This is a genomic window from Larkinella arboricola, from assembly GCF_003259745.1.
GTDB classification, from domain to species: domain Bacteria; phylum Bacteroidota; class Bacteroidia; order Cytophagales; family Spirosomataceae; genus Larkinella; species Larkinella arboricola.
The window spans coordinates 913,157-927,826 of record NZ_QLMC01000001.1 but is presented as its reverse complement, the minus strand read 5'-3'; the positions used below and the strand labels follow the sequence as shown (position 1 = coordinate 927,826).

At 51.6% G+C, this 14,670-nt stretch carries 11 protein-coding genes; 1 reads left to right on the top strand and 10 read right to left on the bottom strand.

Annotated features, from left to right (window positions below):
* Positions 1-25 precede the first annotated feature (25 nt).
* The 9 genes from LX87_RS03845 to LX87_RS03805 form a co-directional block, all read right to left on the bottom strand.
* Positions 26-1,627, bottom strand: coding sequence for a RagB/SusD family nutrient uptake outer membrane protein (locus tag LX87_RS03845; protein WP_111626832.1), 1,602 nt, complete (start codon positions 1,625-1,627; stop codon positions 26-28).
* A 21-nt stretch (positions 1,628-1,648) separates the two neighbouring features.
* Positions 1,649-5,131: a SusC/RagA family TonB-linked outer membrane protein gene (locus LX87_RS03840; RefSeq protein WP_111626831.1), complete on the bottom strand. Its 3,483-nt coding sequence runs from the start codon at positions 5,129-5,131 to the stop codon at positions 1,649-1,651.
* Positions 5,132-5,344: 213 nt separating this feature from the next.
* Positions 5,345-6,388 carry a FecR family protein gene (locus LX87_RS03835; protein WP_111626830.1) on the bottom strand — a complete coding sequence of 348 codons (1,044 nt, stop codon included), beginning with the start codon at positions 6,386-6,388 and terminating at the stop codon, positions 5,345-5,347.
* A gap of 189 nt (positions 6,389-6,577) precedes the next feature.
* Positions 6,578-7,180: an RNA polymerase sigma factor gene (locus LX87_RS03830; RefSeq protein ID WP_111626829.1), complete on the bottom strand. Its 603-nt coding sequence runs from the start codon at positions 7,178-7,180 to the stop codon at positions 6,578-6,580.
* Positions 7,181-7,392: 212 nt separating this feature from the next.
* Complete coding sequence (locus LX87_RS03825; RefSeq protein ID WP_111627472.1) at positions 7,393-8,019, bottom strand: sterol desaturase family protein; 627 nt, start codon at positions 8,017-8,019, stop codon at positions 7,393-7,395.
* 115 nt (positions 8,020-8,134) lie between these two features.
* Positions 8,135-9,466, bottom strand: a complete 1,332-nt coding sequence (locus LX87_RS03820; RefSeq protein WP_111626828.1) for an NAD(P)/FAD-dependent oxidoreductase — start codon at positions 9,464-9,466, stop codon at positions 8,135-8,137.
* Positions 9,467-9,551: 85 nt separating this feature from the next.
* Positions 9,552-10,475 (bottom strand): bifunctional metallophosphatase/5'-nucleotidase, encoded by a 924-nt coding sequence (locus tag LX87_RS03815; protein ID WP_111626827.1) that lies wholly within the window; start codon positions 10,473-10,475, stop codon positions 9,552-9,554.
* Positions 10,453-11,214, bottom strand: coding sequence for a 5'-nucleotidase C-terminal domain-containing protein (locus LX87_RS03810; protein WP_111626826.1), 762 nt, complete (start codon positions 11,212-11,214; stop codon positions 10,453-10,455). The genes LX87_RS03815 and LX87_RS03810 overlap by 23 nt, the downstream gene beginning before the upstream one ends.
* Before the next feature lie 7 nt (positions 11,215-11,221).
* On the bottom strand, positions 11,222-12,889 hold the full coding sequence (locus LX87_RS03805) for a M1 family metallopeptidase (protein WP_111626825.1): 1,668 nt from the start codon (positions 12,887-12,889) through the stop codon (positions 11,222-11,224).
* Positions 12,890-13,024: 135 nt separating this feature from the next.
* Between LX87_RS03805 and LX87_RS28715 the strand changes: the two genes are divergently transcribed.
* Positions 13,025-13,174 carry a hypothetical protein gene (locus LX87_RS28715; protein WP_170139298.1) on the top strand — a complete coding sequence of 50 codons (150 nt, stop codon included), beginning with the start codon at positions 13,025-13,027 and terminating at the stop codon, positions 13,172-13,174.
* 148 nt (positions 13,175-13,322) lie between these two features.
* On the opposite strand, the gene ahcY is transcribed toward LX87_RS28715, so the two are convergent.
* Positions 13,323-14,639, bottom strand: a complete 1,317-nt coding sequence (ahcY, locus tag LX87_RS03800; protein WP_111626824.1) for an adenosylhomocysteinase — start codon at positions 14,637-14,639, stop codon at positions 13,323-13,325.
* Between the last annotated feature and the right edge of the window lie 31 nt (positions 14,640-14,670).

The window sequence follows — 14,670 nt, the reverse complement described above, 5'->3', positions numbered from 1 at the left end:
TTGGGGCAGAACCCCGGCTGTTTGGTTAGTAGCCGGGATTCTGAATAATTGAACCCGCAGAACGGTCTATTTCTACCTGCGGAATCGGAAATATTTCATTAATTCCGGCTTTAAAGTTCGCACCCTTCCCATTCGAATTGGGCTTCCTGGAATATGTATTCATGGTTTCTACCAGTTTGCCCCAGCGCATCAGATCGTACAGCCGGTGGTATTCCAGCGCCAGTTCGACCCGGCGCTCGTGCCGGACGGCCGTTTGCAGGTTATCAGAAGCCTTGACGTCGGGAAGCGGAATTGCCGCAATGGTGATCGCCCGCGACAGGGCTTCTACATCCTTTCTCGAAGAACTGCTGGCCCGCCGTCTGACCATATTGATGTAATTGGCTACTTCCTGTTTATCGCCACCGCTTTCCAGCAGGGCCTCTGCGTACATCAGCAATACATCGGCATAACGGATGGGATGGTAGGTCCAGGCATCATCACCCCAGCCCTGGCCCCGACGGGATTCGGGCAGATAGACTTTCCGATTGTGATACCCCGTATTGGGATAGGTGGAAAAGTCGAGCACTTCGCGCTGCGACGACGCTTTTGGAAAAACATCTCCTTCTTTCAGAACGGAAAACAGCAGTCGCGGGTCCCCCGGCTCGAATTCACTGACCAGATCCTGAGTCGGGCAATCGAAGCCCCAACCGCCGGTAGCGCCCCGTGGTGAACAATACACCGGGATGGTACTGCCGTAAATGAAGGCCGCCGGATTGTCGCCCATAATGATGGAGAAGACGGCTTCTTTGGTTTTGTAGCCGTGTTCCAGAAAAATCTCCTGAAACTGCGGATGGAGTTCAAAAGCCTTGGAATCAATTACTTTTTTGGCGGCATCCCGGGCTTTGGCAAACAGGCTCTTATCGTCTTTGGCAAAAAACAGATAGGTACGGGCCAGCATAGACCAGGCCGCTTCCTGCGTAACCCGTCCGAGTTCAGCCGCGGGGAGCGCGTTTCGGGAAGGCAGATTGGGTTCGTTGGCAGCCGCCGTAAATTCCTGTTCAATAAATTTGAAGACGTTCTGTTTGTTTTCCCGAACCAGCTTAGAGCGGTCATCAACGGTTAAGGTTCTGGTAATCAGCGGCACATCGCCATAAACCCGTACCAGGTCCAGATAAAAGAACGCCCGCAGAAACTTAATCTCGGCCAGATAACGCTTCCTGACCGATTCGGCCAACGGGTTTCCGCTGGCATCGATCAACGGCGCATCGGGTAAGCGTTCCAGGGCTACATTGCATTCGCCAATGGCCCGGTAGCAGGCAGCCCAGTATCCCTGAAGCGTTTCATTGGAAGACAACGTCCGGCCAAAACCCAGATCCGTGACGAAAGGCCGGTCTCCGGCATCCGAACCGCCTTTATCGCTATCGTCGGTGGCCATGTTACCCAGTTCGGCGCGGGCGGCCTGATACCCCCAGAAGTCGTAAAAGCCGCGGTAACAGGTCACCAGCATTTTAAAACCGGCATCGGGTGATTTATAAAAGTTTTCGTCCGTTTGGTTACCCAGCGGAGGACGATCCAGATACTTTTCAGAGCAGGATGTCCCGATAATGGACAAAAAAGTAACGAGTATGATCCATAATGTCTTTTTCATGTTTCTCTGCTTTTTAAGAAGTTAGAACCGCGCATTGATACCAAACATAAACGTGCGGGCCTGGGGGAAATAGCCCTGATCAATGCCCATCAGTTTAGGATCGGTAGAGCCCATTTCGGGGTCGAGTCCCGAATACTTCGTAATCGTAAACAGGTTTTGTGAGCCAATGTAAAAGCGGGCCTGCTTGATTTTCAGGCTCTGTAGAACCCCATTCGGCAGATTGTACCCCAGTTGCAGGTTCTTCAATCGCATGTACGAGCCATCTTCTACGAAATAGTCGGACACGTTGGTGTTCAGACCGGCGTTTTGCGAGATTTTGTAGTATTTGTTGGTACTTCCGGGGCCATTCCAGGCTTTCTCCAGAAATTCTTTCGGAGCATTATACCAACCCGTACCGGCTTCCGTATCATACCGCAGGATGTTCATTACGTCATTGCCCTGCGAACCCTGAAAGAAGGCACTCAGATCGAATCCTTTATAAGAAGCATTTAGCGTTAACCCGTAGATAAAGTCCGGCCAGGGGTTTCCAATCTTTACGCGGTCATTGGCATTCAGGAGTCCATCGCCATTGATGTCCTTGAACCGCAGGTCGCCCGGCGTCGAAAGACCTTTCTGAGGGCTGTTATTCACTTCCTCCTGGGTTTGGAAGATTCCGTCGGTCATCCACCCGAAGTAATACCCTACCGACATTTCTTCTTCGGTTTTAGTGATCGTTTCCCCTAAGTGGGCCGTTGAATAGATCGGTTCGCCACCGCCCAACGTAGCTACTTTATTGCGGACGGTAGAAAGCGTAGCGCGGGCATTGAACTGGAAATCGCCGATTTTATTCTCATGACCTACGGCAAACTCCCACCCTTTGTTGATCATTTTGCCCGCATTGGACCACGGGAAGTTCGGGAAGCCCAGGGTCGTGGGTAACGGCACAATCAGGAGCATGTTGTCAATTCCCTTATGGAAATAATCAACCGTAAAGTCCAGCTTTCCGGCAAATAAGGTCATATCAAGACCAACGTCGGTTTGAGTAGAGGTTTCCCATTGCAACAGCGGATTGCCGATGGAGATACGTCCGGCACCCAGATAAGGCGTAGAATTATCACCGAATAAATAACGGTTGGTATTGCCATAGGTAGACAGGTAAGCTCCTCCGCCTACATTCTGGTTTCCGATGCTGCCGTAGCTAACCCGCAACTTACCGTTGGAAAGCCATTGTGACGTGGCATTCTGGACAAAATCCTCCCGCGTAAAATTCCAGGCTGCCGATACGGAAGGGAATGTTCCCCACCGATATTCCTGGGCAAAACGCGAGGTGCCATCCCGGCGGATGTTGGCGGTCAGGATGTATTTCCCGTCATACCCGTAGCTAACCCGACCGAAATACGAATTCAGGGAGTTGGAGGCCTGGTAACCCGACGCGCCGGGGTTGATAGTGGCCGCATTGATAATCCGCATATCCTCCTCGTTATTGACGATTCCCTGCTTCGATGCGCCGTATTCAAGCCCCTTGGTCAGCTCGGCCGACGTACCCGCCAGCGCCGTTACGTGGTGTTTATCCCACATCTGATCGAAGGTCAGAACGTTCTCCCAGACGAAGTAGTTGGTCCACCACGAATAATTGCTCACGCTGTTCAGCACACTCCGATCATACGCGTTGAGGTCGTATTGGGGTGAAAAACCTTTGGAAATGCTCCGTTGGATATCAACGCCAAAATTGCTGCGAAACTTCAGCGGTTCCACGATTTTCACTTCCAGGTTGGCCCCTCCTTTTAAACTAATTCCCTCCCAGATGCTTTGGCGCATCCGCTCAATCTGCGCAACCGGGTTAGGCTTGTTGGAGTACAGAATTCCGGCGTATTGCGAGAACGGGTTGTTGGCCTGATACCCGCTCATGATCGTTCCCAGAAAAGAAGGCACTTCGGTCAGATTGTTGCGGTAAACCGGCGTAATCGGATCGGCGGTCATGGCGCTGAAAATCGTACCGGTATACGGATTGTTTTCGTCGATGTTCCGGCGGCTTTCGTAAACCAGGGCGAAATTGGTGCCTAGTTTGATTCGATTGCTGATCTGGGCATTGAGGTTGTTGCGCCACGAAATCCGGTCATAATCCGAGCCTCTTACGATCCCCTGCTGATCCATATACCCCAGTGAAGTAGCAAAGTCGAGGTTCTGGGTTCCGCCCGTTACGGTCAGGTTATGGCTTTGAATGGGAGCGTTGTAGTGGGTGATCTGCTTCCACCAGTCGGTACCGTTCGGACCGGTATTGGCATTGACAAAACGCAGCACGGCCTCAATGTTCTGGGGCGTGGAAAAGTTGGCGGGTAAAGCAGCCCCGGCCGCCGTGGCCGCCCGGTTTTTATAGGTAATAAACTCTTCCGCGTTCAGCATATTCGGTCTTTTCCAGGGCGATTGCACCCCGTAATAGGCGTCATACGAAACACTGGCTGCTTCTTTTTTACTGCCTCTTTTGGTGGTAATAATAACCACCCCGTTGGAGGCCCGTGAACCATAGATGGCCGCAGCCGACGCGTCTTTGTGGATATCCATCGACTGAATATCGTTGGGGTTCAGCCAGCCGATTCCACTTTGCGGCAGCCCATCCACGATGTATAAGGGCTGGTTTTCGCCGTTGATGGAACCAATACCGCGAATCCGGACGACGCCCATCGAACCGGGGCTACCACTGCTCTGCGTAACCTGAATACCGGCGGCTTTGCCCTGCAATACGTCGGTTGCCGTGCGCACCGGCATGTTTCTGATGTCGTCGCCTTCAATGGTGGATACCGCGCCGGTCACATCTTTTTTAGAAACCGAGCCATAACCTACCACCACCACTTCCGACAAAGCCTTGACATCGGCATTTAACTTGACATCCAGGACACTCTCACTGCCGACCGCCATTTCCTGGGCGGTATAGCCCACAAAGCTGAAAATCAGGGTTACATCTCCTTCCGGGACGGCGATTTGATACCGCCCGTCGGCATCCGTAACCGTTCCTTTCTGGGTGCCTTTGATGACGATGCTTACACCCGGCAGTGCTTCTCCTTTTTCATCGGTTACCCGTCCGGAGAGGCTTCGGTCCTGCCGTTCGGCTTTCAGCGAGGGGGTATTATCCATTTCGGCTGCCGGCACGGGGGGATCTCCAAGCTGTGGTGAGCTAAGCAGGATTTGACCGCCAATCACTTTATAAGTCAGATTCAGCGGGGAAAGCAGCGTATGCAGTATCTCCGACAACTTCCGGCTCGTCATGTCAATAGTCACTTTCCGGTTCGAACGGATCGTATTCGGGCTATAGACGAATTTGACATCGGCCAGGTGCTCGAGTTTGTTCAGAACGGTTTTGAGTGGAGTGTTGTCGGCCTTAATAGAAATGCTCCGATTGAGGATATCCTGAGCCTCGACCTCAAATGCGTACGACGCACTGGTAAACAGGAGAATCAGGCAAAAATTGGGCAGCGAGATTTTCATGACGGTTACTAAGATCAAACCGAACTCTCGTAAAATTTTCATACATTTGGATTGTTTTGTTAGGATTCGTGGAAAAGATTCGACAAAACAAACCCCGGATTCATCTGGACAGACGAATGTCAGGTTTGCAACAGGGACGTTCGTAAGCCGGTAGTGTTGGCGCACTGTCGGCTTTTTGTTTTTACAATAGGGCTGATTACAGCATACGGTATTGGGTTTGGGCGGTTAGGGTAAAACAGTTAAGATCCGTTGAATTTAGGGCGTGCATCCTGAACCGTTGATCAGAATGCGGGTGCCCCGAACTTCGTATTGCGCATTGATCGACTGGCAGATCAGATCCAGCTTGGTGTATAAAGGTTGTTTACTGAGATCTCCGGTGAACGTACAGGTATGTAGCCCATCGTTGCCAATAACCATTTCGATGCCGTACGCCTTGCCCAGTTCAGCCAGAACCTCGTCCAGGGTCGCTTCTTCATACGTAAAGCGCTGATTAGTAACCGCCGGTGTCGTTCCAACCAGCTCGGGACGGGTGACCAGGCCCGTTACCCAATGGTTATTCGTGGAAAAGAAAGTTGCTTTCTGATTGGGCGTTAAAACGACGCCTGTACTCTGATTAGCCGCCTGCTGATCGTTTTTTCGCCGGATCGCGGCATTCTGTTCAAAAACGGATACGCGTCCCGTCCGTACGGCCACCTCAATCGCTTTGGACCCTTCGGGGGCTTTGACCCAGAAACTGGTTCCCAACACCTGCGTAACCACCGACCCGCTATAGACAAAAAATGGCCATTGCGAATCTTTATGGACGTTGAAAAAGGCGCTGCCGGTTAGCCAGACTTCCCGCTTTTTGGAATTCTCCATCCGGGAGTAAGCAATGCTGCTCTGGGGGTACAGGTTAACCACACTGCCATCTGCCAGTGTCAGGCTCTCGATATGAGTCGTTGTATTGACCTTCTTATACGCTCCGGCGGCTTCAAAACGGCTTTCCGGCTGCCGCTGGGAGGTGCTGCTGCGTAGCCATACCCAGTAGCCCACACTGACAAGCACAACGGATGCCGCCAGCGCCATATACCGACGGTAACTCTTCCAGGGGTTGAGCGGTCGCGTTGTTGCTGGCGTCGTTTTTTCGTCAATCCGATTCCAGAGCCGGGCTTTAACCTGCGCTTCTTCGGCTTCTGTCAAAGTCCACTCCTTTTGCGTACTTAATTTTTTATACCATAGATCAAGCTGACGGACCTCCTCCGGAGTACACCGCCCCTCCCGGTATTTATGCAGTAACTCTTGAAATTCTTCCGGGCGCATAAGCGGTTGTCAATACCTTTGAATGCTTCTACTGGTAAAGACGAAAAAAGCCTTGCAGCAGCCTAAACGTTTTTCGAAGTCCCTGATAAGATTATAGGTTATGGGAAGAATAAAGGGAAATTTGTTCAAATAATCCTATTTGTATTTTTTGGCGGGAAGTACTTCGGGAAAGGAGGAGCGCTGAATGAATCAGGAGAAGAGAAGGATAAAATAAGGCATTAGATAGGCATATTCGTGCAGATGTTCACGGAGTACCTTAAGGGCTTTGGTGAGATGATACTCGACCGTTTTTTCGGTAAGCTGAAGCCGGTAGGCCGCTTCTTCGGTAGACAGGTCTTCGAACCGACACAGCCGGAATACTTCCTGGGTCTTCACCGGAAGCTGGGCCAGAAGGAGCTGAACCGCATTAATGAGATCATGATGCGCCAGTTGATCTTCGGTATCTGTCGTGGCTTCCGAAACAAAGGATTCGTAATAGAACGTAAACTCTTCCTGCCGGGTTAAATGGCGGATGTAATCGATTATAGCAAATTTGAGAGCGGCAAATAAATACAAATCGACCCGCTGAATCTGGAATCGTTTCCGGCCTTCCCAGAGTTTGATAAACAGGTTCTGAACCAATTCCTCCGCAACTTCGTGGGATCTGACTTTCTGATACGCGACCCGTAGAAGCTGGTTCCAATACCGGTCATAGAGTTTACTGAGCGCTTTTCGGTCGTCATTCGCTATGGCATTTAACAATCGAAGGTCTTCTTCAATTTCCGGAGAATGAGGACTGCCGCTTTTGTACATAGCCGGAATAAAACGCTGATTTTTTATCTAAATTACAAATATCATAAATCTTATGAGTAAATGGGACTTATTTTAAAATAGTACTACTGAGAAAAATAAATTGGGTCACCGGATGATTCAGCCCTGCTTTGGAGAGTTGACCCATCCGGTGACCCAGATCTTTACCTACAGCTTGCCCGTCGTTTTTTATACGCTATCGCCCAGGCAACCGCTTATTTCATATAGGTTCCAAACACGTAATCCCAAACCGGCGACGAAACACCGTAATTTTTGTCGTGGTCTTTGTAGTGGTGAACCGAGTGGTTAATCCAGAGCCACTTGAAAAAGTTCTTAGGCGGTGCGTAGGCATGGACGATAAAATGCACGAACAAATAGCCTGAATAACCGACCAGAAAGCCGGGAAAAAACGCATAAGAGGCTTCGCCCAGCAGCAAAAACATGACAGCAAATAACGCTGCACCGACAAAAATAGCCGCAGCCGGGGGCATCGCCAGCCGGGTTTTATCTTTCGGGTACTCGTGGTGAATCCCGTGAAAGGTGTACTGAATCTTGGCCTTGGCTGGCGTATCGGTTTCCATATGGAAAACGCCCCGGTGAACGGCGTACTCAACCAGCGTGAAGACCGTTATTCCTGCGAAAAACAGGAAGCCAATCCAGGCCGCCGACATGTCGGTATATTCAAACGCATACCAGCAAAAAAATGTAGAAGTGATCAGGTAAATGGTAATCGGAACAGAAATGTGGGTGCGTGACAGGCGTTCCAGAATGGGGTTCTCGAACAACGGTTTAGTGCCACTATTTTTCGGTCTGACTTTGTTTTTGGTTATTGTTTGTTCCATAATCATAAACAGTTAAAATCCACCGGACGTTAGGGAACACGGTGGCGATGGGTGTGTATATTAAGCGCAAATTTATACTCCAATTCAAGAGATAGTCAAATTTGTTGACTAATATCTATTTAGTCACCAACTGATCTTCGACCTTCTGCCTGATTGCTTCCATATTGCCTTTTGGCAGTTTGGGCTTAATGATCAACCGCAACGACTGGTCGTCGCTCAGGTAATTCCAACCCCAGTTGATTAAAATCAGGAGCCGGTTTTTCACTCCTACAATGGCCATCAGGTGAACAAACAGCCACACCATCCAGGCAAAAACGCCCTGAAAACTCCAGAACGGCAGATCGACCACGGCTTTTCCGCGCCCGATGGTGGCCATTGTGCCGAGGTCTTTGTACCGGAACTCCTTCATCGGCTCGCCTTTCACCGTTCGGATCAGGTTTTCGGCCAGATGCTTGCCCTGCTGGATGGCCGGTTGGGCAATCTGCGGGTGGCCGTCCGGGTATTTCTCTTCCGTCATCAGCGCAATGTCACCAATGGCGAAAATGTCCGTAAAGCCCTGCACCTGACTAAACCGGTTGACCATAAGCCGTCCGCCCCGGCCCAGGGCTTCCGCTGGCAACCCGTTGAGGGCATTGGCCCGAACGCCAGCCGCCCAGACTAGATTGTTGGTCCGGATGGTGGTTCCATCGTTCATGTACACATACCGTCCGTCGAAATCCTGCACCCGCGTCTTTAGCCTGACGATAACGCCGAGTTTTTCGAGGTATTTCAGGGATTTGACCTGCGATTCCTGCGACATCGGCCCCAGCAACTCGGCTCCGGATTCGATCAGATAAATTTTCATCATCCGGAAATCCAGTTCGGGATAATCGCTCGGCAGAACGGTTTTCCGCATTTCGGCAAACGTTCCGCATAGTTCGACACCCGTAGGCCCCCCTCCCACTACGACCACGTTCAAAAAACCTTCTTTTTCGTCCAGGCTATCAACGGAGAGTGCATCCTCGAAACTCTGCAACATCCGATTCCGAAGCGTAATGGCCTCCGAAACCGACTTCATGGGCAGCGCCCGCTCGATGATGTTCTTCTGGCCAAAGAAATTCGTATCCGCCCCGATGCCTACCACCAGATAGTCGTATTCAATCGGTCCGAGGTCGGTATCGATGGTTTTGGTGTCGGGATGTACCATCGTAACGGTAGTAACCCGGATGTGAACGTTTTTGCAGTCCTGAAAAACCGCTCGAAGTGGAAAAAGAATGGAACTGGCTTCCAGCCCGGAAGTGGCCACCTGGTAATAGAGCGGCTGAAATTCGTGGAAGTTATTTTTATTGATCAGAACGACCTGAAACTCTTTCCGGCTTGAGAGTTTGCGGGCCAGCCGCAAGCCTCCGAACCCTGCCCCCACAATCACTACACGCTTTCGATCCGTACGTGGAATATTTGGGTTCATGTTTTTTCGAGTTAAATACTTTGTCTGGATAACTCGAATCGATTCAGTAAGGTTTCAAACGACGAACCTAAACGTTCGTTTCGGGTCAGGATTTCACGTCAACGGCTTTCCCCTCAGTAGCCATCTTCGCTTTACCCCGTTCAAACATCAGATCGATACGCCCCAGGTAGATCCCGGCAAACCCGACCTGATTGATCAAAACCGGCAAACCGTCCTGATTGAGCACGTTGACGGGTGCGTCCAGAAACGTGTGTGTATGCCCCCCAATAATCAAATCAATGTTCCGGCTTCGGGAAGCAAACACGCGGTCCGAGACGGTTTTGTCGTTGTATTGATAACCCAGGTGTGACAGGCAAATCACGTAATCGCATTTTTTATCGTTCCGCAGGGTGGCTGCCACCTCGTTGCCCACTTCGATGGGGTCCAGATAGCGGGTCTCCCGGTACAACTCTTTCGTAATCAATCCTTCCGGCTGAATACCCAGCCCAAAAACACCGATCCGCAAGCCGTCTTTTTTAAAAACCCGGTACGGCTCCGTCCGGCCATTCATGGCGGTATTTTTGAAATCGTAATTGGCAATCAGAAACGGGAACGCGGCTTTGCCAAATTGCGTCACCATATTATCCATCCCACCGTCAAAATCGTGATTGCCAATGGTTCCGCCGTCGTAACCCATCCGGTTCATGGCCAGAATTTCGGGTTCGCCCTTGTACACGTTGAAATACGGCGTTCCCTGAAAAATATCGCCCGCATCGAACAGCAGCACGTTCGGCTGTTCGTTCCGGATCTGCTCGATCAGCGTGGCCCGGCGTACAATCCCGCCCCGCCCGGCGTTGCGGCTGCCATCCATCGGAAACGGTTCGAGCCGACTGTGCACGTCGTTGGTATGCAGGATGGTCAGGCTCGTTGTTTTCGGTTTGGCCCACACCTCCGGCGCCAGACTGCCGACCACGGCGGCTGTGCCGAATACTTTCAGAAACTGGCGTCTACTGGATTGTGATGCGTCCATCGGTCGTGGGATTTATGGGTTTGCCGGACTTGCCGAGTTGCCGAAAATAATCAATGAAAACATCCCGGATCGTGATGGGAAAGTCCTGCCGCCGTACGGCATCCTTCAGAAAAGCCGTTCCACCGCCCCGGTTGGCAATGTAATCGCTCACCAGAACCGTGTAGTTCTGATTGGGATCAAACGTTTTTCCGTTTGTAAATTCGATGGAAGTCAGGAGATTGTTCTTGATCGTAACCCGAACGCCCCCCACGATCAGCGCGTTTTCTTCGGCCTGATTCCCGATAAAATACTCGAAAAATTCGCGCAGCATGGAGCCTTTCAGTGTCAGCAGGGTAAGCTGGTTGTCGAACGGCATGACTTCGTAAATATTACCGATCCGGATGGGCCCCTGGGGCAGGTTGGTCCGGATACCGCCGTAGTTCAGGTGCGAACAGTCAACGGGTTGGCCCAGCTTCTGCTGCCCGTACTGCAACATGGCGTCGGCCAGCAGGTTGTTCAGGGCCGACTCGGGTCTGGCTTTATTGAGCGGCACCGCCGATTCCACCAGCACTTCGTTCATGGTTTGGCCGAGTTGCTGGCTGTACGGTTGCAGGAACCGGGCCATACCGCTGTCAGCCGGAGCCGCCAGCGAATCCACCTGAACGCGGCTATACGCCTGATTGGTCAGGTGATAGCCCGTCTGACAAGCCGTGATGAGCAGCGTCAGAACCGGGATTAAAAGTGTTTTAGGAAAGCGCATGACGACCTTATTCCTGTGGTTTTAAGTTGCTAAGATCCATGTGTTTGGTGCCAAAGTATTGCAATTCATACGCAAAATTCAGCCACCCGTTCGACCGGCGGATGAGCGTCGTCTGCCATTCCCGCGTTGGGTACAAGGTATGCCACGGGCCGTAGGCAAACCGGTATTTCAGGGGCATATTAAAGCCGTAAGTTTCGGCAATCCAGCGGTGTTGCAGTTCGATGTAGTCGCCTTTTTCGGTAACCCGGTATTCAAGAACGGGCGGGGCGGCATAATTCAGAAACTGGTTGAAAATCAGCCGCAGGTCCATGTTGGTTTCCCGGCACAGAATGTCGATAATCTGCTTGGTGGTTACGGGCGAATGTTTCCGTTCCAGCGCCACTTTACGCAGGGCCATAAACCAGATGTTGTCGTCGTCCACCACGCAGCGCAGGGTATGCAGCAGCCACGCTCCTTTGTAATAAATATCCGTATCCTTGTGCTGGTAGTTGACGCCCCGGGGGCCAATCATCGGATACTTGTTTTTGATCAGCGGTTTTTGCGACATCAGATACCGGATCATCGACGGATAACCGTCCGTATTCTCTACGTAGATGGATTCCATGTAGGTTGCAAAAGCCTCGTGAATCCACATTTCAGCCGGATCGGTACAGGTCAGGCTGTTGCCAAAATATTCGTGCGCACTTTCGTGAATCAGAATCGGGTCGAAGCCAAAGGAGTTATTCTTGTAGTTATTGCCGTATCCAATGGCGCTCTGGTGTTCCATGCCCAGATACGGTGTTTCCACGACGTTGAATCCATCGCGCCAGAACGGAAAGTGCCCGAAATACCATTCGTAGCAATCCAGCATCCCGATCACCTGCTCAAAGTGCTTGACGGCTTTTTCGCCATTGTAGCGCAGGACGTAATAATTCAGCGTGAGGTATTGATAATCCCGGCTGCGGTATTGGTCACGGATCATGACAAAATCGCCCAGGTTGACGGTAACATTGTAGGTATTGATGCGGTACGAAACCTCCCAGGTAAATTCGATCTGGTTCGTGCCGACCTCCTGCTGTCTCAAAAGCCGTCCGTTCGAGATGGCTTTCAGGCCGCGCGGTACCCGGAACGTCATCCGCATCGAATCGGGTTCGTCGGACAGGTGATCTTTGCAGGGCCACCACGAACTCGCGCCGAGTCCCTCGCACGACACGCCCACCCAATCCTTGCCGGTGCTGTCTTTCTTCCAGGAAAAACCGCCTTCCCAGGGCGGATTGACGGCTTCGCGGGGCTTGCCGTGGTACGACACCTTGATTCTTTCGACACTGCCCTGCTCCTGCCGCTCCTTCATCGTCACAAAAACGGCGTTTCCTTCGCGAACGTACCGCAGCGGTTCCCCCCCCTGTGTGATGGACTCGATGGTCAGGTTCTCGAACAGATCAATCTGCATACGTTTGAACGGCTCACGCACCCGGTAATGGATGGTGTTGCTTCCCGCAATTGACTTGGTAGCCGGATCAATGGTTAAATTCAGTTCGTAAAACCCGACATTGTAACACGTCCGTTCGGGACGAAGCGAACCACGCAGGGAGTCCTGGCGGGTATAACGTTCGGGTTCGGGAGATTGCTGCGGCTCTTGGGCCAATAAGGAAAGCGAAGAGAAAAATGCCGTAACGGCCACCAACCACTGTTTCATGAATGCACGTCCAAAATCTATACAATAATAAGCAATTATCCCCCGCCAACCAGCACCGGCCGTTCGGACAATCGCTGAAAAGTGAGATTACGTTGTATCTTTAAAGCTGGCAGACCCACGCGGCTTTTCCTTTTTATGACCAAACCGAATAGTTCCGAATTGCAGGAATCGGAGCGGTTTCACCTGGTCAAACCGTGCTGGATTGACAAGTACCGGGCAATTACGTACTGGTTCAGTATGCCCGGAAAAACCGCCACCGGACGATGTTTACCTACGACGATTTAACCGAACAGAAATCGTATTTCTACGAGAAACAATAAGAGCGCGGCCCCGTTTCCGAAACCACGCTCTGAGAATTATGAATGATGAGTTAAGAATGAAGAGTTAACACGCGGCAGCAACTCACCACTCTTCATGCTTAACTCTTAACTGATCAATACCGGTACAGTTCGGATTTGAACGGTCCTTCGACGGTTACGCCGATGTATTCGGCCTGCTCCTGTTCCAGTTTTTCCAGTTTCGCACCAACGTGATCGAGGTGCAGAGCGGCTACTTTCTCGTCCAGGTGTTTCGGCAGAATATACACCTTGTTCTCGTATTTGTCCGAGTGGTTCCACAGCTCCAGTTGCGCCAGCGTCTGGTTCGAGAACGAGCACGACATCACGAACGACGGGTGACCCATCGCCACACCCAGGTTCACCAGACGGCCTTCGGCCAGAACGATGATTTCCTTGCCGTCGATTTCGTACAGATCCACCTGCGGTTTAATCTGGCTTTTGGTCGAACCGTAGTTTTTATTCAGCCACGCCATATCGATTTCGTTGTCAAAGTGACCGATGTTACACACCACGGCTTTGTCCTTCATGGCCTTGAAGTGACGGTCTTTCACGATGTTGATGTTCCCCGTGGCCGTTACGAAAATGTTGGCGCGCGTAGCGGCTTCGTCCATCGTTACGACTTCATAACCGTCCATCGCAGCCTGTAGGGCACAGATCGGGTCGATTTCCGTCACCAGTACGCGGCAACCCGCGCCCCGCAGTGATTCCGCCGAGCCTTTGCCTACGTCACCGTAACCCGCTACCACAGCTACTTTACCGGCCAGCATCAGGTCGGTTCCGCGACGGATAGCATCCACCAGCGACTCGCGGCAACCGTATTTGTTATCAAATTTCGATTTGGTCACCGAGTCGTTCACGTTGATGGCGGGCAGGTGCAGCGTGCCATTTTTCATGCGCTCGTACAACCGGTGAACACCCGTTGTAGTTTCTTCCGACAAGCCTTTGATGCCCGAAATCAGTTCCGGATACACATCAAAAACCATGTTGGTCAGGTCGCCACCGTCGTCCAGAATCATGTTCAACGGTTTGCGATCTTCCCCGAAAAACAACGTCTGTTCGATACACCAGTTAAATTCTTCTTCGTTCATACCCTTCCACGCGTATACCGAAATACCGGCGGCTGCGATGGCGGCTGCGGCATGGTCCTGCGTTGAGAAGATGTTGCACGACGACCAGGTTACTTCCGCACCCAGTTCCACCAGCGTTTCAATCAGAACGGCGGTCTGAATCGTCATGTGCAGACAACCCGCGATGCGGGAACCCGCCAGCGGTTTCGACGGTCCGAACTCTTTGCGAAGTGCCATCAGACCCGGCATTTCGGCTTCGGCCAACCGGATTTCTTTGCGGCCCCAGTCGGCCAGCGCGATGTCTTTAACTTTGTAAGGAACGTACGTTGATGTTTCTGTAGACATAAAAAGTGTAAATTATGATTTGATGAGAGGA